Consider the following 20,649-nt stretch of genomic DNA (forward strand, 5'->3'; position numbering starts at 1 on the left):
ATCATGAAACGGTTTTTTCTATTGCCTTGCGTCGCGCTGACCGCCTGTCAGACAACGACGGACCCGGCGGAAGGCGGGTTCTTTTCGGGCGTTTCGGGCATCGCCACAGGGGCGTATGATCAGCGGATTGAAACGGCTGAGGCGGATGTTGCAACCGCTCAGGCCCGCAATGATGCATTGGCCGCTCAGTTGCGAAATTCGGAATCCGAACTGGCGCAGCTCAAGCTGAAAATTCTGCAGCAGAGGGACGCGATCGGAGGCGGCGATGCCGCCACGGCGGCTCGGATCGACAAGGTGCTGAACGCATCCCCCGCCGGTGCGACACCCGAGGCCAAACTGGCGGCCCTGCAACGCAGCATATCCGAGGCCCGCGCCCTAAGCGCCGATCTGGCAAAGCTCTCTGGCTAGAGCACCCCACTGCGTGCCAATTGAAACGGGTGGCCGACCTAGTGGGTTTCATACATTCGCCTCAAAAACCGGCAGCGACTGGCGCGTTGCCGGTTTTCTTTGCGCCATTCCCTTGCAAAGTCTGACGTCTTCGTCAAACTTTCTGAATGAGTGAGTATTTTGACGAAATGTTCCACGGCGACGGATCACTTCGGGGCCCCTACGAAGAAATCGGCCGATGGGTGAACGCAGAAGATGTTTCCAGACTCAGGGCCAAGCAGCGAGAAGCCGAAGAAGTATTCAGGCTGACCGGCATCACATTCAACGTCTATGGCAAATCCGAAGCTGAAGAGCGGCTGATTCCGTTTGACATCGTGCCGCGCGTTATTTCGGCCCGCGAATGGCAGCGGCTGGAGCGTGGCATCGATCAGCGTGTCCGGGCGATCAACGCCTTTTTGCACGACATCTATCACCGGCAAGAGATTATCCGCGCGGGCCGCGTGCCCGTCGAAATGATCTCGAACAACGAAGCGTTCCTGCCGCAGATGCTGGGCGTTTCGCCGCCGGGTCAGGTCTATACCCATATCGTTGGGATAGACCTTGTGCGCACGGGTCCTGACGAATTCTACGTTCTGGAAGACAACGCGCGCACGCCGTCGGGCGTGAGCTATATGCTCGAAAACCGCGAGACGATGCTGAAGATGTTCCCCGAGCTGTTCAGCGCCACAAATGTGCGTAATGTCTCGGACTATCCGCGCAACCTCAGACGGTCTCTGGCGGCTTGCGCGCCTGACCGGACCGAAGGTGAGCCAACCGTCGCGGTTCTGACGCCGGGGATTTACAACTCGGCTTATTATGAACATGCCTTTCTGGCGGATCAGATGGCGGTCGAACTGGTTGAAGGGCATGATCTGCGCGTTGTTGATGGGCGCGTATGCATGCGGACGACCCGGGGGTACCGCCCGATCGATGTGCTCTATCGCCGTGTGGATGACGAGTTTCTGGACCCGTTGAACTTCAACCCCGACAGCGCCCTTGGCGTGCCGGGGATATTGGATGTTTATCGAGCCGGAGGCATCACAATCGCCAATGCGCCTGGAACCGGTATTGCTGATGACAAGGCCATCTATTCTTACATGCCCGAAATTGTCGAATTCTACACGGGCGAGAAACCCCTGTTGCAGAACGTGCCGACATGGCGGTGCAGCGACCCGGAGTCTCTGGCCTATGTTCTGGATAACCTGCACGATCTTGTAGTGAAAGAGGTGCACGGCTCCGGCGGCTATGGGATGTTGATCGGGCCTACAGCAAGCAAAAAGGAAATCACGGCCTTCCGCGCCAAGCTCAAATCGCGACCGGCGAATTACATTGCCCAGCCGACCCTGTCTCTGTCGACGGTTCCCATCTTTGCGCGGTCCGGGCTGGCCCCCAGACATGTCGATTTGCGCCCTTTTGTTCTTGTGTCTCCCGAGGGGATCAAGATCACGCCGGGTGGTCTGACCCGCGTGGCGCTGAAAAAGGGATCCCTTGTGGTGAACTCAAGCCAGGGTGGCGGCACCAAAGACACCTGGGTTCTGGAGGACTGATCCATGCTGGGAAAAACTGCTGGCGGATTGTTCTGGATGTCCCGCTATCTGGAAAGGGCAGAAAACACGGCCAGATTGCTGGAAACCGGTCAGCGTATGGCGCTGACCCGAACCAAGAACTCGGTCGAGGAATGGTCATCGGTTCTGAAAACCGCCGGCGTGTTTGATGGTTACCTTGCCAAGTTTGAAGAGGTCACCAAAGACGACGCGATTGATTGGCTTTTGCGGGATTCAGATAACCCGTCTTCGGTCAGGTCGGTGATCAAACAGGCCCGGGATAACGCACGTCTGGTGCGCACCGCGCTGACGCATGACGTCTGGAGCGCGGTGAACGCCACCTGGATGCAGGTTGACGAGGCCCTCAAACGCCGCGTGAACGAGCGAGACTTGCCCGGTATGCTGGAACTCGTCCGCCATCAGGCGGCGCTGGTGCGTGGGGCAAATCTGGGCACAATGCTGCGCAACGAGATCTTTGATTTCACCCGGATTGGTACGTTTGTCGAACGCGCCGACAGCACCGGGCGCATTCTGGACGTCAAATATTATGTGCTGCTGCCCACGGCGTTTTCGGTTGGATCCTCGCTGGACAACATCCAATGGGAAAGCATCCTGCGGTCTGTCGGCGCGGGCGGCGGGTACCGTCTGACTTATGGACAGAAAACATCGCCCTCAGACATTGCCGAGTTTTTGATCCTGGATCAGCGGATGCCGCGCAGTCTGCATTTCTGTTGTCGGAAAATTCAGGAAAACCTGGCCTATCTGAAAAAAGACTACGGGTTCTCTGGTCCATCCTGCGAGGCTTCCGGTGTCTTGTACGAGAAATATCTTGAACGGTCGATTTCGGACATATTCGAATTTGGCCTGCACGAGTATATCCAAGAGTTTCTGAATGACCTTGGCGATCTGAGCCGTCAGATAGAAATTGATTATCGGTTTTATGAGTAGCCCATGAAACTGCACATCAAACACGAAACCCGATATGATTTCGACGCCCCTGTCGCTTTTGGCCTGCAGCAGCTGAGAAAGACGCCCAAGTCCTTTCGCAACCAAAAGATCCTAAGCTGGACCACTACAGTCACGGGCGGCCAGAAAGAGCTGAGCTTTGAGGATTATCACCGTAACACGGTTGAGCTGATCAGTTTCAAGACCAACACTCAATCGGTCTCTCTGACCTCTGAAGGCGTTGTTGACGTCACAGATGCGAACGGCGTTCTTGGGCGACACGCAGGGTCGACGCCGCTTTGGCTGTTTCAGCGCAGCACTGGCCAGACCAAGCCCGGAAAAGGCGTGACCGATTTGGTCAAGTCCCTTCCCCATGACGATCACTTGTCGCAATTGCATGCCTTGTCCGGTGCCATTCGGGCACGCGTGACCTACCAAATTGGCAGCTCGCGCCCGGATTGGAGCGCCGAAGACGCCATCGATGCCGGCTGCGGGGTATGTCAGGACCACGCGCATGTGTTCCTTGCGGCGGCGCGCCAGATGGGTCTGCCGGCGCGGTATGTCTCGGGCTATCTGATGATGAACGAAACCGAGCTGCAGGACGCCACGCATGCGTGGGCCGAAGTGCATCTGGACGGGCTCGGGTGGGTTGGGTTCGACGTCTCAAACGGAATTTCTCCGGATGATCGTTACGTTCGCGTCGCCACCGGTCTGGACTATGCGCAGGCTGCACCGGTAATAGGAAGCCGAATAGGGGCCGCGGGCGAGCAGTTGACGGTGCAATTGCAGGTCGCACAGCAATAACGGAGAGATAAATGACCTACGCTGTGGGGATGCGGCTGAATCGCGGGCTGGTTTTCATGTCTGACACGCGCACCAATGCGGGGGTCGACAATGTCTCTACCTTTAACAAGATGTTCAACTGGACGGTCGAAGGGGATCGTTCGATCACCATCTTGACCGCGGGCAACCTGGCAACAACGCAGGCCACGATCAGCCTGCTGGAAGAACGCACCAAAGCCCCGGCGGATCGCGCTCCGTCCATCCATGAGGCACCGACCATGTTTCAGGTCGCCCAATTGGTGGCCGAGACGCTCAACGATGTCATCGAACAACACGCGCGCTCGGGTCAGCAAGCCGACAGCGCCTTTCACGCGACCCTGATCCTTGGGGGGCAGATCGCGGGCGGGCCATCGCGATTGTTCCTGATCTATCCCGAGGGCAACTTCATCGAAGCGGGGGACGACACGCCGTTCTTTCAAATTGGTGAAACGAAATATGGCCGCCCCATTCTGGTGCGCGCCTACGACCCTGACATGAGCTTTCCCGAGACCGTCAAGCTGCTGCTGGTCAGTTTTGATTCGACGATCAAGGCGAACCTGTCGGTTGGAACGCCGCTGGACCTGTTCCTTTACGACGAAGACAGCCTGCAACCGGGAACCCGCACCCGGTTTGAGGGTGATGATCCCTATTTTCGTACCATATCCGAAGGGTGGGGTGACGCGCTGAAATCCGCCCTGGCCAAGCTGCCGGAATATGACGCGAGTGGTGACTGAGGGCCCATCCCCGGGCATCGCCCCGACATTCGCAAAGCTCAAGCGTGCGATTCACCTTTCGGTTTGAGCTTGGCGGGCCAAGCCTCTAGAAGTTGGGCGCATGGCCAAACGCATTCTTTTGACCGGCGGTGCCGGGTATATCGGATCTCATACCTATGTGGCGCTCATCGAGGCCGGGTATGAGGTTGTCATCCTCGACAATTTCCAGAACGCCCTCCGCCGTGTTCCAAAGGCGCTTGAGGACATCACCGGCGGTCCCGCCAACGTGGTCGAGATGGACGTTCAGGATCAAAAGCAACTGCAAGCCCTGTTCGCGCAATATCAGTTTGACGGCGTCATCCACTTTGCGGCGCATAAGGCGGTGGCCGAAAGCGTCGAGAACCCTTTGGACTATGCGCAAAACAATATCGGCGGATTGCTGAGCCTGTTGCAGGCGATGAAGTCAGCCGGTGTCTACAAGCTGGTATTTTCATCCTCGGCCGCCGTGTATGGCGCATCCGACATACTGCCGATCCCGGAAACAGCACCGCGGAGCCACACAAACCCCTATGGGTATTCCAAGATTGTTGGCGAAGATATCATTGAACAGGTTTGCGCGTCCGATCCGCGCTGGTCGATCGGTGTGTTGCGCTATTTCAATCCCGTTGGCGCGCATGCTTCGGGGTTGATTGGTGAGGATCCCCGGGACATTCCCAATAACCTGATGCCATATATTGCCAAAGTCGCCGTGGGCGAGTTGGCTGAACTTTCAGTTTTTGGCAATGACTATCCGACGCCGGATGGCACGGGTGTCCGTGACTACATCCATGTTTGCGATTTGGCCGAAGGGCATGTGCTGTCCCTTGCGGCGCTGTTCCGGGATGATGCGGGCCATCTTGTCAACCTGGGAACAGGGCGGGGATGTTCGGTACTTGAGATGCTGAACGCTTATTCCAAGGCCTGTGGTCACGCCATCCCGCATCGCATTTCACCACGTCGACCCGGTGATCCTGCCGCCTCTTATGCTGACCCGGAAAAAGCCCGTACTGTGCTGGGCTTCGAAGCAAAGCGCGATCTTGATGACATGTGCGAATCCAGTTGGCACTGGATTCAGACCGGCAGCGCGAAATCCCAAGATCAGGGCTGAGACTGGCTCGGTTATTGCGTGCCAATAGAAGTTCTTCGATATTTGACCAAATACACAAGAGCCGCCCGGTTTTGACGTCGCTCAGTCCAAAAAAGCCATAAACACAGACCAATTTTCGCCATTTTTGCGCGTTTTCTTTTGGTTAACGCTTACGGGTCAAAATGGCCTCATTGTCACGCATACAGGGATGCAGCGAGTTTATGGTTTGTCTGGTTTTTTCGGGAATTCTTGCCGCGACTTTGGCCGCTGTCATCGGGATGGTTTCGGGCGCGTCATTTTTGGCTGCACTTGCTCTTTATGCAACGGTTGGCACGGTCTGGATCCTGGCGGCCGCTGGCGCGGTTGCCGTTCGCAGTAGCGCCAGACAGCACCCCAACGCGCGTTTGCTGACCACGTCGCAAGACGGTTGAACCTCAGACCGGCAAAAACCGGACTATTTTTGGGTGTTTTTGGCAAGTTTCTGCCCGTTCTAAGCAGGCAATTGCCTGTTTCTATGTGCAAGCTCGAATTAACTGGTGCATGATCTAGATTGAGGTGTAGGGCATCGCACCCGGTTTCGTCTGGGTTGAGTGCAGGTCAGGAGCATAATGTTCGTTGGAGCGATCATCGTAGGTGTCATTCTGGGCGCGCTTGCGGGTGCTGCGGTATTCATCTTCGGGTATGGGCTGCTGCTTGCTTTGCTGGCCTATTGCGTTGTCGGATCTATCTCTGTTCTGGCTGTCAGCCTGCTGTATTTTCTTATTTCTCGCAGAAAAGCGGAAGCTGACGGATCCCGCGTGTCGATGTTCGGGATTGATCCCAAACGCTCTTCCGGTGGATCGGAAACAGACAGCCGGATCTGACGCCTTAAATCCTCGGACTGCACAAAACCTGCACAACTCCTGTGTAACGATCTGCATCTTCTGTCGCCAAAAACTGCTCGGACATAATGAAGGAGCAGTACATGGGACAGTTTGTAGTACGGGGTGTTCCCACCTCGATCTTGCAGGACAGCTGGTGGATTGGCGCCAGCGACGAGCCTGAACCACGAGAAAAGAAAACCTCGCGCCGAGCCACTGGTAAAGCCGCAGGCTTGTTGCTGGCTTTGGTGCTTTTGGCGGATTTCTTGTTCTTTGGCCATTCGGTCGGCGTGTCGCTGGCGATCTATACAGCAGCGGTCGCAGGTGCTGTGGTCTTGTTGGTGCCTGAACCTTCAAAGTTGACCGGACCAGCCGGCCTGGTGTTCCTCAGCCTGCTGCCGGTTATGGACTATGTGCAAACCTTGTCCGTCCTCATCCTGCTTGCCGGCGCTGTCACCGCCTTATGCTGGGCCGCGAGTGGATATCGTGATGGGTCGACGGTCAGGCGGTTTCTGGCGTTGGTGCCGCAGCTGGGGATCCGGTACATCCTTTGGGCCGCGCAGAATGCGCCTGCTTTTGCGGACCAGAAAGAAGAGAAAACCCGCTTTTGGCGCAGTTGGGCTTTTCCGGCAGGTGGAGCATTGGTTCTCGCCAGCCTGTTGATTTCCGCAAACCCGATCCTGTCCGAGTTGATTGACCAGATCTGGACTTTCGATTTCCGGTTCGAGCGTGTTCTGTTTTGGATCGGAACCGCCTTGCTGATTTGGCCGGTTCTGGCCGTTTCGATGCGGCCCGACCTGCTTGCCGCAAAACAAGGGCCGCGCCTGCCAGGCATGATCCCTCGTTTCGGGTTGAACGCTCAATCTGTCGCCAATGCGTTGGTCCTGTTTAACCTGCTGCTTGGCACGCAGACGGTTCTGGACGTCCTCTACCTGTGGGGCAATGCCGAGTTGCCCGATGGCATGAGCCATGCGGAATACGCGCATCGCGGGGCCTACCCGCTGGTTGTCACGGCGCTGCTGGCGGGGGCATTTGCCTTGGCCGCACGTCCCTATCTGGACCAGCGCAGAGGGTTGAAACTGTGGATGGCGGCATGGTTGGCGCAGAATGTCCTTCTGGTTATCTCGTCCCTGTTGCGTCTGTCTTTGTATGTCGAGGCCTATGGGCTGACCTATCTGCGGGTCCATGCTGCGATTTGGATGGGGCTGGTGGCCGCCGGGCTGTGCCTGACCGGGTGGCAAATCGTGCGGCGAAAATCGAACCGCTGGCTGATGATCTGGTCAGCCGGACTTGGGGTCGGCGTTCTCTATGCCTGTTGTTTCATCAATTTTGCAGCATTGATTGCGCGCGAGAACCTGCGTCACACAGCGCGATATGATGAATATTATGTGTGCCAGCTTGGCCCGATGGCTGCAGCCCAGATTGCCACCTCGCCCCGTTCGGTCGGGTGCCGGATCGAGGCTCCAAAGGTCGAAAACTGGCGGGAATGGGGGTTTCGTGCGGATCGCGTCCTTCGTAATCTGCAGGCAGTGCGCAATGCGGAGACAGGTCATGAAAATTCTCGTCGTTGATGACGACCCCCGCCTGCGCGAACTGGTTGCCATCACTCTGGACCGTGCGGGATATCATGTGATCACAGCCCGGGATGGGCAGATGGCACTGACCTGCGCAATGCGCGACAACCCGGGCTTGATCGTATTGGACGTCGGTCTTCCCGAACTCGACGGGCTTGAGGTCTGCCGCCGTATCCGGGCCCGATCAGATGTGCCGATCCTGTTTCTAACGGCCCGAGATGATGAGATCGACCGAATTCTGGGGCTCGAACTGGGGGCCGATGACTACGTCACCAAACCTTTCAGCCCGCGTGAGTTGGTGGCACGGATCAAGGCGATCCTCAAACGCAGCACCTCTCGCGGGGCGGCGATCCAACTGCGTCACGGGCCGCTTGAACTGGATGTCGCCGGGCATTCCGTGCGCGTGAACGGTGCGGCTTTGGCCTTGACCGCGACAGAACTTTCCATCCTGCGCCGCCTGATGCAAACGCCCGAGGCCATCGTTTCGCGCCCGCAATTGCTGGATGCGATTTACGGCGCAGGGAGCGCCGTTGCGGATCGCACGCTTGACAGCCATCTCAGAAATCTGCGCCGCAAGCTGGGAGACAGCGGATGGTCTGGCGCGATTGAAACCATACACGGCATCGGTTTGCGGATGGGCGAATGGCCAACGTGAAAGGCAAATGGCGCCCGACCCTGGGGTTCGTTCTGGGCGGCGGTTTGGCCGGAACCTTGGCCTTGTCTCTGTTGGGACTGATCGCATTGCGATATCTCGCCCCCGAGGTCGGCTTTCGAAATGCCGCAGCCCTGCTGGCTGTAGGCATAGGGCTTGCGACATGTGTCCTGGGCTATCTGCTTGTCCGTTTGCTGCTGCGCCCGATCAAAGCGCTGGCGCGGTATTCGGCGTCGGTGCAGCACGGAGAACCGGCTGATCCGCCGGACCAATATGGCACACAAGAGCTGTCGCAATTGGCGGGTTCGGTTCTGGAGATGGCCGACACATTGCAACGGCGCGAGGCATCCATCCGTACATTTGCCGACCATGTTACGCATGAGCTTAAGACACCGGTCACGGCCATTCAGGCGGCTGGGGAATTGTTGCAGGATGCGGGCTCTCTGTCCTGGCAAGACAGTAAGTTGCTAACGGAAATCCTAGGCGCAAATGCCCAGATGCAGGCCCAATTGAGTGCGCTGAACCATGTCGCAGCGGCCCGCGCGCCAGAGCATCATGGCCAAACCCGCCTATCGGCACTGACCGATGAGTTGCGCGACGGGTTTCCGGATCTGGATTTGCACGTCGAGCATCCGGACCAGGCTTTGCCACTTGCGGCCACGGGTCTGCGTTTGGTGCTGCAGCATCTCTTGGACAACGCCGGTCGTCATGGTGCGCGCCATGTGACACTGACCGCCTTGCCCGGCGTGCTGATCGTTCACGATGACGGTTCGGGCGTGACCGAGGGCAATCGCGACCGCATTTTCAACCCGTTCTTCACCACAACGCGCGAGACGGGCGGCACCGGGATGGGCCTGACCATTGCGGCCAATCTTCTGAGTGCCCATGGCGCAAGTATTTCGCTGGCGCAGTCGGATGTCGGGGCACGTTTTGAGATTCGCTTTCCGATGGGGCCGGGAGGCAGTTAACTTGTAAACAACCTCGCGCATCACTACCTATAGATGAGTATTTTTTAGTTTCAGGAGTTTGAATGAAGATCCGCCTTGCCGCTTTGATTACCATATGTGCCGCCGCGTTGCTCTGGTACACAGAGCCGCTCAAGTCTGAGGATTTGGCGGGTGTGTGTATAAGCGAAAAATCAGATTCGGCGGATGCAATTGCTGCTTGCACAACTCTGATCAATGCCAGCGAGACGCCACAAAACCTTCGTTTCTTGTTCTATGCGACACGCGCTGAAGCGCTTCATCGAAATAACCAATACGCTCGTGCTGTTGAGGATGCGGACCTTGCGTTAACATTTTACCCAGAGCGTACTCGAACACTAGTTTGGCGCGCTTATTCGAACAATGCGCTGGATAATCAGACCGCTACTCTGGAAGACGTCGAGCGGGCGCTGCAGATTGATGATGACAACACTTACGTCCTCTATAACAAGGCCAAGTTGCACCGCATTCAAGGGAATTTTGATGCGTCGATAGCGGACTATGAGAAAACTCTGGAGATTGACCCAGACCACCAGGATGCTTTTGATGATCTGGTGAACCTACGCTACGGGCAGGAAGACTACGAGAGTGTTCGCGAGATGTTGGTTGTCGCGCGGACAAGGTGGCCCGACAGTGATTGGGTATACGAATACAGCATAATCTCCTTTCTCAAAGGCGACCAAGATCTTCCTGTAGCCTTACAAATCGCTGAAGCATATGTCGAGAAAATGCCTTCCTCTCAGGATGGGCGTTTGTTTCTCGCGCTTATTCACTTCGCTTTGGGGGACGACGAAAGAGGAATAGAGAATGTTGGTTTTTACGCCAAGCTGAATTTGGCAAAGAGGTACTCCGAAATGGCCTTTGTAGACGGGTGGTTCGAACGATTTTCGAATTGGGTAGTCGTCGGTCAAAACTCGGAATGGATTGTGCGGGCAATATTACTTTCGAAGTTCGGCCAAAAGGAGCTCGCGCGGAATGAAATGCATAACTTTCTGCGAACCGCTGGCACAAATGGCAGAAAGTTTCTGCTACACATCGTTCGCAAAGAAGGCGTCACCGTTAGCCAACTAGCAGACACCGGATCAGAGGAGCATCTGAACCAAGCTATTTCAGACTATGTGAACCATATGTTTAAAAAAACAGACTTCGGTACACTGTATTCACTTCCACAGCTGTCGGACTCCTGACGTTTTGGAAGGTTAGGTTTTATCTCACTATGGAAACATCAATCGTGTACGTCCCGTCCCCCGTGTCAAAATGCGCCCCGAATGATGATTGATCCCGGGCGCATCCTGATTTAAGGGAGGCCCTGTCAAATCAGAGTCTCCGGTGGGGCGTTATTGCTCCGTTACGGCTCGGTGCCCGAATTGCATGTGGCACGTACTCTTGGATCGCACGCCCCGAAAGGCTTAAAAAAGGTAAGGGAATATGGCAGAAAAATCGAACTTCGATATATTGTATACCATTGTAGACGAAGCGCCGGAGCTGGCGAGCGCGTCCTTCCTGCCCATCATCCGCAAGTTCGCCTCGGCCGCGGGTGTCAGCGTTGGCACCAAGGATATTTCGCTGGCCGGGCGCATCATTGCCACCTTCCCGGAAAAGCTGACCGAAGCGCAGCGTATCACCGATGATCTGGCCGCCCTGGGCCAGTTGGTGAAGACGCCGGATGCCAATGTGATCAAGCTGCCGAACATCTCGGCCTCGGTCCCGCAACTTGTCGCGGCCATCGAAGAGCTGCAAAGCCAGGGCTATGACATTCCGAACTATCCCGAAGAGCCTTCGACAGACGAAGAGAAAGCCGTGCGTGCACGCTACGATGCCATCAAAGGCTCGGCCGTGAACCCGGTTCTGCGTGAGGGTAACAGTGACCGGCGCGCTGCCAAAGCCGTGAAAAACTATGCCCAGAAGAACCCTCATTCGATGGGTGCGTGGGCCTCGGACAGCAAAACCAAAGTCTCGTCCATGCCGGGCAACGACTTCTACGCCAATGAGAAATCGGCCACCATCACCGCGGCGCAGGCCGGGGATGCAAAGATCGAATTTGTGGGTAAAGACGGCAGTGTCACGGTTCTGAAAGACGGCTGGCCGTTGGAAGAAGGCACTGTAGCCGACGCGACATTCATGTCTGTAAAGGCGCTGTCCAAGTTCCTGGCGGAAGCCATTGAGGATACCAAAAAAGACGGCACCATGTTCTCGCTGCATTTGAAAGCCACGATGATGAAGGTCAGCGACCCGATCATCTTTGGTTATGCCGTGCGGGCCTGGTTGGCGCCCGTGTTCGAAGCTTTCGGTGCCGAGCTAGATGCGTTGGGTGTGAACCCAAACTCTGGCCTGGGTGATCTGCTTGAGCGGGTGAAGGACAACGCCGATATCGTCGCCGCCATCAATGCGCTGAAGGGTGACCGTCCGTCCATGTATATGGTCGACAGCGACAAGGGCATCACCAACCTGCACGTGCCGTCGGATGTGATCATCGACGCCTCGATGCCTGCGGTGATCCGCGCTGGTGGCAAGGGTTGGGACGAAACAGGTGCGAAGGGTGACACCAATTGCGTGATCCCGGACCGCTGCTATGCGTCGGTTTATGACGAGGCGGTCAATTTCTTCAAAGCCAACGGGGCGTTGGACCCGGCCACCGCAGGTGCCGTGGCGAATGTGGGCCTGATGGCGCAGAAGGCCGAAGAATATGGCTCGCACCCGACAACCTTCCAAGCACCTGCTGATGGGACCATCCGCATCGTTCTGGCCAATGGCGACGTGCTGCACGCGCATGAGGTCGAGAAAGATGACATCTGGCGCGCTTGTACGGTCAAGAAGGCGCCGATCGAGAACTGGATCCAGTTGGCGATGGATCGTCAGCGCCTGACAGGGTCCGAGGCGATCTTTTGGCTGGATGCGAACCGCGCGCATGACGCCGAGCTGATCAAATACGTCAAACCTGCGCTTGAGGCGGCGGGTGTGGCCGACAAGTTCCAGATCATTGCCCCGCGCGAGGCGACCCGTCAATCGCTGGAGACGATCACAGCGGGCAAGGACAGCATCGCGATCACCGGTAACGTGCTGCGTGACTATCTGACCGACCTGTTCCCGATCCTCGAATTGGGGACATCGGCCAAGATGCTGTCCATCGTCAAGCTGATGAAGGGTGGCGGTTTGTTTGAAACCGGGGCGGGCGGATCTGCCCCGAAACACGTCCAACAACTGGTGGAAGAAAACCACCTGCGCTGGGATTCCATGGGTGAATTCTGCGCATTGGGCGAGTCGCTGAGCTTCCTTGCCGATAGCAAAGGCAATGCCAAGGCGGGGGTTCTCGGTGCCGCAGCCGAAGCGGCAACTCAGGGCATTCTGGACAACAACCGCTCACCCAGCCGTAAGGTCGGGCAACCCGACAACCGCGACAGCCACTACTGGTTTGCCCGTTACTGGGCCGAAGCCCTAGCCGCGCAGACAGATGATGCCGATCTGGCTGCCGAGTTCGCACCCTTGGCCCAAACGCTTGCCGACGGCGAAGCGCAGATTTTGTCGGAGCTGGCAGCGGCGCAAGGCGCGGCCGCAGATCTGGGGGGGTACTACCATACTGACCCCGCAAAGGCTGCTGCGGTCATGCGTCCAAGTGCAACGCTGAATGCGATTATCGACTAGCGTCTGATCCAGCGCTTCAAGTGAGTTTTGAAAAACGAAAGCCGGCCTGAAAGGGCCGGCTTTTTTGGTCTTTGGAATTAGAAAAAGGCTGACCCCCATAGCCAGCCTTTTTCTGAGTGAGTGGCGGGGCATACGCCCTACCGGTGTAGTTAATTTCATCTTACTCCCAGTGCTCGCTTTGGATATTAGGGGATTCCCGTAGTCGGGCCCGATTTGTTGTCATTGAACGGTAGTTTATGGGCCTTTTATGCATACAAAACCGGGGAAACGGCAGAACCGCCCGTTTTCGAATCTCTATACCGGCGCAATAAAATGGGCCGGTCCGAAGACCAGCCCATAGATACGTCGTGAACCGAGGGATCAGTTCGACGCGGCGTTCAGTTTTTCATTCTGTTCACGCAGGGTGTCTGAGATGATGGCGTACCACTCACCCGACTCGCGCATTTCGTTCAGGCCCTTGTTCATCATCGCAATATACTCGCGCGCAAACGGATTGGTGCGATGTGCCAGGAAGCTCATCGACGACAGAGTCGAGACATATGGGTTCTCGACGATGTCCGAGGATGTCAGGCCCATTTCTTTCATGTTCGACGCAAAGAGTTCGACTTCAAAAGCTGCAACATCTGCCGTTCCTGTCAAAACTGCGTCCAGGCATTCACGGGCTGTGTTCGGTTGAACCACCGAAGTATTTTTTCGGTTCAGGCCAACCTCTTCAAGAACCACCATGCTCCAACCGGCCATGCGGCAAATGGTTGAGCCTTCAAAATCCGAAAAATCGGTTGCGTTGGCATATTCGCTTTCCGGCAGAGTAAAGAAACCACCGACGATGTCATAAACCGGCACGGAAGCCACGAACTGTGTGCAGCGGGCTTCGGTTTCCGAAGACCACTCATACGAACGGTTGGTACAGTCAGGAACCGTCCATGCGATCGAGATGTCGAATGCGCCGAGCGGCAACAATGTGTCCAGGTGCGAGCTCCAGTCGTCGACAAAGCTGACAGAGTAGTCGCGGCTGTTGCCTGCGCGCTGTAGGCTGGTTGTCGCAAGGCGCGTCATGATGCCGCCACCGTTCAATGCTTCGGTCGTAAAGGGCTCCCATCCATTGCCTGCGACCATCTTGATCGGAGGAGCGTAAACATTCGAACGCTTGACGCTTGCTGCACGCTGTTCTTCAGCGGCAATCAGTTCTTGCGCGCTTTGACCGTTGGGCAGGCTGCCATCTTCGCAGGGCAGGGCCAGAACAAGGCCGGGCTGCAGGTTGCCCGGGTTGGTGATTTCGTTGCGGTTTGCGTTAAAGATAGGCTGATAGTTCGAGGTGCCATAGGCCGCGATTGCGATGGTAGCCAATGTGTCACCGTCGGTAACTGTATAATTGCTACACGCTTCTTGCGCTGCGGCGGCACCTGCACTAAGGCCCGTGATTGCGCTGGCTGACAGTACTGCTTTCTTCAGTTTGTTATTCATCATGTCCACTTCCTCCAGAAGATTTTGTTTTCAGGCCTGTTCGGACCTTATCCGTTTTCCATTTGATAGCGCAGGGCGGTCGAAACGATGTCGCGCCATTCGCCGGATTGCTGCATGATCGCCAGACCCTGGTTGAGCGTCTCAAGGATCGCTTCCCCATCCGGATTGTCTTTGTGGGTCATGACGTTAAGCGGTTTGATGGCCGCCAGGTTGGGGTTTTCGATGATCTGATGCTGATACCCGAGCCGCGTGATGGCGTCTTCCGCCAGGTGGGCCTCGATCGCCACGAGGTCAGCCTCACCATTCATGACGGCGTGGAAGCAGTCATCAGGTGACACTGGTCTCATCAGGGTAACGACAGGCTCGTAAAGGTTGACCGCATCCATGTGGGACAATGACCAACCTTCAGGGCGGCAGATGGTTGTACCCACAAAATCAGCATAGCTGAGCGAGGTTTCGTATCCCGATCCCTCTTTTGAGAAGAAGGTATCGACAACCTCGTAAAACGGGTTTGAGAAGTTGTAGGTTTCGCAACGGTTGCGGTCGCTTTCCGACAGTGTATCCGCAACCTCACAATCCGGGCGCGACCACGGGAATGTACCGTCGAAAGCCAGAGTTGGCATCAACAGGTCCAGGTGTGACGACCAATCGTTGACGAACTGAATCTTGTAGCCTTGTTCGGGGGCCGCGCGCAGAAACGCTGTTTCCACCAAAGCCGTATAAAGACCGCGGTTTGGCAGTGCTTCGTCGGTAAACGGTGCGTAGTTTCCGCCTGTAATCAGCAACAGCTGCCGATCACGAATTTCAGGCCGTTCGCTGCTTGCCGCATTCCGGATCAGAGCGGCACCCTCTGCGCGCGCGGCTTCGATCTCTTTCTGTGCGTCGGCACGGGCGGCGATAACAGCGTCTTCGCTTGCTTTCTTCGCCTCGGCTTCGGCCGCGGCAACCCGTTCTTCGGCTGCAGCAATTGCCTTTTCGGCCCGCTCTTCCGCAGCTTTCACAAGCTCCGAGGCCATTTCCACAGCGATGCGTTCGGCTTCGGTCTCCGGTTCCGGCGCTGCCCGGCCTACATCCTCAAGACACGGGAAGGTCAGAACGTCGCCGACGCGGATGATATTCGGGTTCGAGCCGATAATCTCTCGGTTGGCGTCGTACAAAAAGCTGTAGTTTTCCGTGGAATAAGCGGCAATTGCCAGTTCCCGCAGGCTGTCGCCACGCTGGATCTCGTAGGTTGAGCATGCTTCTTGCGCAGAAGCCGCACCTGTTGCTGCCGCTAAGGCCAGGCTGGAAATGATCAGATGGGTTCTCATTGGTCCTGTTTCTCTGCCTATTTTATGTGTGAGCCGGCTTAACGACGGCGATAGAAATATTGTCCTGATCAAGGTCACCCTTGGCGATCAGCGCCCGAAGCAGCGCATCAGAAATGTCGCGTGCCGGTGCCGCCGCGTGGGTGGTCAGGAGGTCTTCGATTTCGGTGTTTTCCAGGTATTGTAACCCGTCGCTGCCAAGCACCAGAATGTCCGATGATGTCAGATCGAGCGGCGTTTCCGGGCAATCGACCATGGGGATTTGTGCACCCATAATGACTGATGTCAGCTGGTTTCTGTCGGGATGTGTCTTGGCCTCTTGCGCGCTCAGTGTTCCTTCTTCGACCTGTGCCTGCAATGCGGGCGCCATTGAGTGATCTTCGTTGATCTGCGAAAGCTTGCCGTCCCGAAACAGGAACAATGGGCTGTCGCCAATCGAAATCCAGAACACCTGCTGGTCCAGCATCAGCATACCCAGCAAGGTGGAGCCGAGCTTGACCCCATGGTCTTCTCCATGGGTGGCTATGGCTGCATTGGCTTGCATTGCTGCCATTGGCAAAGCGTCGAGCAGACCGGCTTTGCTGAGCTCGGGACCATCCAGCTGGGTATCCATTGCGTCGCGCCAGGCCGAGACGACCAGTTCCGATGCAATTTCCCCTGCATCGTGACCGCCCATTCCGTCTGCCACGACGACATAGCCTGCGTTGGCTGTGTCAGAGACACGCGCCGCAATCGCATCTTCCTGCGTGTCGCGCTGACCCTGATCCAGGATCAGAGCGATATCATATGCAGGGGTCGCCAGCATTAGTCGGCATCCCTCCAGTCAAAGCCATCATCGCAGAAGCCTGCAAACCGCAGCGAGGTTTCGCTGATGCGGATCAGGTCGCCGCTGGTCAAAGGCACCGTGCTGAGCACAGGCTTGCCATTCAGGCGGACTAGGTTGGCTTTGCCACCATGACCCAGGTAACACTTGCGGTCTTCGGGGTCATAAGCGATCACGGCATGGTTGCTGCGCGAAATTCCGGTGTCACCGAAGTCGAGCTGAATGGCCTGATCGTCGTTGCGACCGATCTGCATCAACCCTTCGGTCAACGTGATCGAGGATCCGCGACCGGGGCCAGATGTTACAACCAGCCAGCCAACCGGGAAGGTCTGCTGGGCGGTTTCGGTTTTCGCCACAGGCTCGGCGGTCTCAATCATGTCCTGAACATGCGTATCCGCACGTTCAAAGCCCAGGAAGGTTGTTTTCACACGCGAGCTGCGCGCTGCTGCAGGGGCGGGCGTCGGCTCGGGTGCTGGTTCCACCACCACCGGGGTCTCGGCGACCGGTTCTTCGGTCACGACCGGCTCAGGCTCGGTCACAGCGGGCGTCTCTTCGACCGCAACGATTTCAGGTTCAGCGACGGCCTCAGGCTCGGGGGCCTCAATCTCGGCTGCAGCTTCTTCGTTGATCTCTTCTTCGACCGAGTGCGCAACCGCGGACATCATGCGAATATCGGGATCAACATAATCCGCTGGTGTCAGGTGCAGGGTTACGATTTGTTCGTCCGCATCCTGCGACGCTTCGGGTGCGGTCTCTTCGACCTCGGGCTGTTCAAGCTCTTCGGTTGCGGAAACCTCTTCCCGAACCTCATCCTCGAAGCCTGGCATCGCCTCATCCGAGGTCAGATCGTCGGTCTCTTCTTCCTCATAGGTCTCGGACGCCATGTTGCCACCGGCCAAAGCCTGACGCAGGGCGTTAAAGTCGGCAATGGGTTCTGGCTGCGTATCCTGTTCCGCCTCTGCAACGGTGTCTGCGGCCAGTTCGGCAGACTCATCTTCTTTGGTTTTGCCGGCACCTTCGAGAAGCCGGCTGAGAGGGCTTTTATATTTAAACATGGTGTCGACACCTTTTCATTCTGGTGCGGGGAACGTCCCGCGGGGCTGCTAAAATTCACCGTGTGTTCTTCACAGCGAAACTGATGACGGGCCGGGTTGGCCACTGATTTTCTCCGCAACGGGCCGGCCCCCGTCAGAAAGGTGATGCTCTCACCGATCCCAGCACATACCCGCTGGCGGTTTTGATACGACCGGTAAAACTTACTCCTGTGCCAGCGGCAGAACCGCAGATGTCTCACTGCCGTTGCGCAGCACTGTGAAACGTGCCTCTGGCAGGTTCTCTGAGACCAATGCCGTAAGAGCCTGATCCAGGCTTTCGCTTTCGCTGATCGCTGTTTCCGTCTGTGTTTCGCGCAACAGGATATCGCCTGGCCGCAGGTCACCTGCGCCGCCTTCGGGGACCGAAGCCACCACGGTCTGCCATCCCGCGTCACCCACATGTTGGGCATCCAGCATCACACCGTTTTCCAGCCCGAACATGCGTTTGGCAGGAAGCGCCAGGAGCCCATTTTGGGGGCGCGTTTCGCCCATCGGACGATAGCGGACGGCGACGCGGATGAACCCATCCGGATCGACCGAGAAATTGTTCAGAACCTGGCTGGCAAATGTGGCGTCGGACCGCACAGGCGAGCCATTGAGTGTAAAGATCGAAGTATCGCGCTTGACCCAGTCGCCGATGACTGACAGGTCCTGTCCGTCATAGACCCTTTGGACCACAAATGTGCTGCCGGTCGAGGTCCGCCGTTGTGAGACGGTGAACGGCATACCAATGTCCCAATGTGCAAACGCCACCTGGTTGTCCATAAGATTCACAGGCGTTGCTGTAACAGGTTCGACGGCTTCGACAGGTGTTTCCACCTCTGCAATGGGTTCAGCTTCTTCGACCGGTGCAAGTTCGGCAACAGCTTCTTCTGCGGGCGTCTCTACCGCTTCTGTTTCAACAGGAAGAACGTCTTCATTTGCCTCTGCAACAATCGGGTCTTGTGGCTCTGCTGATGTCTGCTCGACAGGTTGCGTGTCTGCCACGTCCGTTTCTGTGACCGCAATCGGCTCGGCCTGTTCCGGCTCTGTTAGTGCCTCTGCGGTTTGCTCGATGGGTTCCGGTGCTGGCACGACTGTATCCGAAGCTTCCGGAACTTGCGCCGTTACCGGTGCCGTTTCGGGCGAAGTGGTGTTGCCCGACATTACAAAATAACCACCTGCGGCCAATGCCGCCACAGCGACAAGCCCCAGTACAATAGCTTTGCTGCTGCCGCCTGAACCGCTTTTGACAACGGTGTCCTTGGCGGCTGGCAATTCATCTTCCGGTGCGAATTTTGCCAGTTCGCGGTCGGTCTTTTCTTCGTTCCCAAGCGCAAGATCGGCGTTTCCTGCCAACAGCGCGGTCACGACCGCTTCGGCGTTTTCACTTTCTGCTTTGATACGCTCTTTCTCGGCCTTCTTGTCCTTGCGGTCCATTCCGACAATCACCGAGATCGGGCGGTGTTCAAACGTGTCGAACATCACATCCGGGCCACGGAACATGCGCAACAAATCCAGCGCAGACTGCAGACGGTCGGTGGCATGCACCTCCATCGCTTTGTCGATCGATTCCAGAAAATCCTCGGGATAGCCTTTGAACCGACCTGTCAGTGGTGTGTAGGGATCAGGCTGACCGTTGTTGAATGCGTTCAGCCTCGACTGCCCATCAATCGGGCGTTCGCCGCTGATCGCATGATACAGGGTTGCCGCCAGAACATAGAGGTCACTGCTTGGGCCCTGTTCGGCGCCGCGAACATAGAACTCGTGCGGGGAATAGCCGTCCTTGATCACGCGCAACGTCAGCAGCGCGGCCGATTTGTTTGCCGCTTGCTCGCGCGCCGCGCCAAAATCGATCAGGACCGGCTCGCCGTTTTCATCGATCAGAATGTTGTCGGGTGAAATGTCCCGGTGCAGCATTCCGCTTTGGTGAATGAATGACACAGCAGACAACATCTTTTCGGTGACCTGAACGATAAAGTCAGGGCCGGCGTTGTTATCCGGGTTTTCGATATAATCCAGCAGATCGCAACCACGGATCAGATCCATTGCGATATAGGCGGTATTGTTGTCTTCGAATACCTGATGAACATCTACGATATTGGGATGGACCAGTCGCGCGTGATTGCGGGCTTCCTGAATGAACAGGTTGATGATTGCCCGCAGATCGTCCTTGTGATCGGGGTTGGCCGCCTCGACAAGGTCGCCATTGCGCTGGCAAAGCGCGCCAGGAAAACACTCTTTGATCACCACGTCACGATCCAGGCTGTCACGCGCCAGATACGTGATGCCAAAACCGCCATTGCTGAGGAAACGAAGGATCTCATACTGCCCGCGCAAAAGCTTTGCGCCGGATTGTAGTCCTTCAATCTGAGGTTCGTCGTGCGTAGTGCCGACAGCCTGGTTGTGGCTCATTTCTTCCCGCCCATTCTACTCGTTTTTGCGGCATGGATAACACGGCTCAAAGCCTACGAACTCACAACCAAACACAACCGCAGGACACTTAAGAACGGTTAGACGGTTCAAATTTGACTTTAATGGGGCCGCCGCATGGCTTCACTATGGATCAATTTTTCTAAAATCGAACATATTGATCATTGGGTGGTATGAACCACAATATATTGTGTTATGGGGTCAATTGACCGGAGTCTTATTCTCTGGTTTTTAGCGCTTGGTCAACGGAATCGAAACAATC

Annotated in this window: 18 protein-coding genes; 13 read left to right on the top strand and 5 right to left on the bottom strand. The window is 56.7% G+C overall.

Annotated elements, in window-relative coordinates; translation table 11 throughout:
* Window positions 1-3 precede the first annotated feature (3 nt).
* The 13 genes from ACR0AG_RS08925 to ACR0AG_RS08985 all read left to right on the top strand — a co-directional run bounded on the left by ACR0AG_RS08925 (window position 4) and on the right by ACR0AG_RS08985 (window position 13,287).
* Window positions 4-408, top strand: a complete 405-nt coding sequence (locus ACR0AG_RS08925; RefSeq protein ID WP_480837945.1) for a hypothetical protein — start codon at window positions 4-6, stop codon at window positions 406-408.
* 146 nt (window positions 409-554) lie between these two features.
* Window positions 555-1,973 (top strand): circularly permuted type 2 ATP-grasp protein, encoded by a 1,419-nt coding sequence (locus ACR0AG_RS08930; RefSeq protein ID WP_480837946.1) that lies wholly within the window; start codon window positions 555-557, stop codon window positions 1,971-1,973.
* 3 nt (window positions 1,974-1,976) lie between these two features.
* Window positions 1,977-2,918 (top strand): alpha-E domain-containing protein, encoded by a 942-nt coding sequence (locus tag ACR0AG_RS08935; RefSeq protein ID WP_480837947.1) that lies wholly within the window; start codon window positions 1,977-1,979, stop codon window positions 2,916-2,918.
* Between the two features lie 3 nt (window positions 2,919-2,921).
* Entirely contained in the window at window positions 2,922-3,719 is a 798-nt protein-coding gene (locus ACR0AG_RS08940; RefSeq protein ID WP_480837948.1) for a transglutaminase family protein, read from the top strand.
* Window positions 3,720-3,730: 11 nt separating this feature from the next.
* Complete coding sequence (locus ACR0AG_RS08945; RefSeq protein ID WP_480837949.1) at window positions 3,731-4,471, top strand: proteasome-type protease; 741 nt, start codon at window positions 3,731-3,733, stop codon at window positions 4,469-4,471.
* 100 nt (window positions 4,472-4,571) lie between these two features.
* Window positions 4,572-5,597: a UDP-glucose 4-epimerase GalE gene (galE, locus tag ACR0AG_RS08950; RefSeq protein WP_480837950.1), complete on the top strand. Its 1,026-nt coding sequence runs from the start codon at window positions 4,572-4,574 to the stop codon at window positions 5,595-5,597.
* Window positions 5,598-5,797: 200 nt separating this feature from the next.
* Window positions 5,798-6,007, top strand: coding sequence for a hypothetical protein (locus ACR0AG_RS08955; protein WP_480837951.1), 210 nt, complete (start codon window positions 5,798-5,800; stop codon window positions 6,005-6,007).
* A 177-nt stretch (window positions 6,008-6,184) separates the two neighbouring features.
* Window positions 6,185-6,439: a hypothetical protein gene (locus ACR0AG_RS08960; RefSeq protein ID WP_480837952.1), complete on the top strand. Its 255-nt coding sequence runs from the start codon at window positions 6,185-6,187 to the stop codon at window positions 6,437-6,439.
* 101 nt (window positions 6,440-6,540) lie between these two features.
* A complete protein-coding gene (locus ACR0AG_RS08965) occupies window positions 6,541-8,007 on the top strand; it encodes a DUF4153 domain-containing protein (protein WP_480837953.1) in 1,467 nt (488 codons plus the stop codon).
* Window positions 7,988-8,665 carry a response regulator transcription factor gene (locus ACR0AG_RS08970; RefSeq protein ID WP_480837954.1) on the top strand — a complete coding sequence of 226 codons (678 nt, stop codon included), beginning with the start codon at window positions 7,988-7,990 and terminating at the stop codon, window positions 8,663-8,665. Before ACR0AG_RS08965 ends, ACR0AG_RS08970 begins: the two co-directional genes overlap by 20 nt.
* Window positions 8,653-9,630, top strand: coding sequence for a sensor histidine kinase (locus ACR0AG_RS08975; protein ID WP_480837955.1), 978 nt, complete (start codon window positions 8,653-8,655; stop codon window positions 9,628-9,630). The genes ACR0AG_RS08970 and ACR0AG_RS08975 overlap by 13 nt, the downstream gene beginning before the upstream one ends.
* 62 nt (window positions 9,631-9,692) lie before the next feature.
* The gene (locus ACR0AG_RS08980) at window positions 9,693-10,832 is read left to right on the top strand and encodes a tetratricopeptide repeat protein (RefSeq protein ID WP_480837956.1); all 1,140 of its coding nucleotides are present in this window, start codon (window positions 9,693-9,695) and stop codon (window positions 10,830-10,832) included.
* 241 nt (window positions 10,833-11,073) lie between these two features.
* The gene (locus ACR0AG_RS08985; protein ID WP_480837957.1) at window positions 11,074-13,287 is read left to right on the top strand and encodes an NADP-dependent isocitrate dehydrogenase; all 2,214 of its coding nucleotides are present in this window, start codon (window positions 11,074-11,076) and stop codon (window positions 13,285-13,287) included.
* Between the two features lie 360 nt (window positions 13,288-13,647).
* Here the strand turns inward: ACR0AG_RS08985 and ACR0AG_RS08990 are convergent, their stop codons facing one another.
* From ACR0AG_RS08990 to ACR0AG_RS09010, 5 genes are all read right to left on the bottom strand, one after another.
* Complete coding sequence (locus ACR0AG_RS08990) at window positions 13,648-14,751, bottom strand: LysM peptidoglycan-binding domain-containing protein (RefSeq protein ID WP_480837958.1); 1,104 nt, start codon at window positions 14,749-14,751, stop codon at window positions 13,648-13,650.
* 47 nt (window positions 14,752-14,798) lie between these two features.
* On the bottom strand, window positions 14,799-16,061 hold the full coding sequence (locus ACR0AG_RS08995; protein WP_480837959.1) for a type 2 periplasmic-binding domain-containing protein: 1,263 nt from the start codon (window positions 16,059-16,061) through the stop codon (window positions 14,799-14,801).
* A gap of 22 nt (window positions 16,062-16,083) precedes the next feature.
* Window positions 16,084-16,863 (bottom strand): PP2C family protein-serine/threonine phosphatase, encoded by a 780-nt coding sequence (locus ACR0AG_RS09000; RefSeq protein WP_480837960.1) that lies wholly within the window; start codon window positions 16,861-16,863, stop codon window positions 16,084-16,086.
* Window positions 16,863-17,936 carry an FHA domain-containing protein gene (locus ACR0AG_RS09005; RefSeq protein ID WP_480837961.1) on the bottom strand — a complete coding sequence of 358 codons (1,074 nt, stop codon included), beginning with the start codon at window positions 17,934-17,936 and terminating at the stop codon, window positions 16,863-16,865. Before ACR0AG_RS09005 ends, ACR0AG_RS09000 begins: the two co-directional genes overlap by 1 nt.
* A 201-nt stretch (window positions 17,937-18,137) precedes the next feature.
* Window positions 18,138-20,369, bottom strand: a complete 2,232-nt coding sequence (locus ACR0AG_RS09010; protein WP_480837962.1) for a serine/threonine protein kinase — start codon at window positions 20,367-20,369, stop codon at window positions 18,138-18,140.
* Between the last annotated feature and the right edge of the window lie 280 nt (window positions 20,370-20,649).

The sequence above is a fragment of the Ruegeria sp. H6 genome (genome assembly GCF_056532975.1).

Coding starts and splice junctions, on each gene's coding strand:
- ACR0AG_RS08925 (WP_480837945.1), top strand. CDS start 4: ATGAAACGGTTTTTTCTATTGCCTTGCGTCGCGCTGACCGCCTGTCAG.
- ACR0AG_RS08930 (WP_480837946.1), top strand. CDS start 555: ATGAGTGAGTATTTTGACGAAATGTTCCACGGCGACGGATCACTTCGG.
- ACR0AG_RS08935 (WP_480837947.1), top strand. CDS start 1,977: ATGCTGGGAAAAACTGCTGGCGGATTGTTCTGGATGTCCCGCTATCTG.
- ACR0AG_RS08940 (WP_480837948.1), top strand. CDS start 2,922: ATGAAACTGCACATCAAACACGAAACCCGATATGATTTCGACGCCCCT.
- ACR0AG_RS08945 (WP_480837949.1), top strand. CDS start 3,731: ATGACCTACGCTGTGGGGATGCGGCTGAATCGCGGGCTGGTTTTCATG.
- galE (WP_480837950.1), top strand. CDS start 4,572: ATGGCCAAACGCATTCTTTTGACCGGCGGTGCCGGGTATATCGGATCT.
- ACR0AG_RS08955 (WP_480837951.1), top strand. CDS start 5,798: ATGGTTTGTCTGGTTTTTTCGGGAATTCTTGCCGCGACTTTGGCCGCT.
- ACR0AG_RS08960 (WP_480837952.1), top strand. CDS start 6,185: ATGTTCGTTGGAGCGATCATCGTAGGTGTCATTCTGGGCGCGCTTGCG.
- ACR0AG_RS08965 (WP_480837953.1), top strand. CDS start 6,541: ATGGGACAGTTTGTAGTACGGGGTGTTCCCACCTCGATCTTGCAGGAC.
- ACR0AG_RS08970 (WP_480837954.1), top strand. CDS start 7,988: ATGAAAATTCTCGTCGTTGATGACGACCCCCGCCTGCGCGAACTGGTT.
- ACR0AG_RS08975 (WP_480837955.1), top strand. CDS start 8,653: ATGGCCAACGTGAAAGGCAAATGGCGCCCGACCCTGGGGTTCGTTCTG.
- ACR0AG_RS08980 (WP_480837956.1), top strand. CDS start 9,693: ATGAAGATCCGCCTTGCCGCTTTGATTACCATATGTGCCGCCGCGTTG.
- ACR0AG_RS08985 (WP_480837957.1), top strand. CDS start 11,074: ATGGCAGAAAAATCGAACTTCGATATATTGTATACCATTGTAGACGAA.
- ACR0AG_RS08990 (WP_480837958.1), bottom strand. CDS start 14,751: ATGAATAACAAACTGAAGAAAGCAGTACTGTCAGCCAGCGCAATCACG.
- ACR0AG_RS08995 (WP_480837959.1), bottom strand. CDS start 16,061: ATGAGAACCCATCTGATCATTTCCAGCCTGGCCTTAGCGGCAGCAACA.
- ACR0AG_RS09000 (WP_480837960.1), bottom strand. CDS start 16,863: ATGCTGGCGACCCCTGCATATGATATCGCTCTGATCCTGGATCAGGGT.
- ACR0AG_RS09005 (WP_480837961.1), bottom strand. CDS start 17,936: ATGTTTAAATATAAAAGCCCTCTCAGCCGGCTTCTCGAAGGTGCCGGC.
- ACR0AG_RS09010 (WP_480837962.1), bottom strand. CDS start 20,369: ATGAGCCACAACCAGGCTGTCGGCACTACGCACGACGAACCTCAGATT.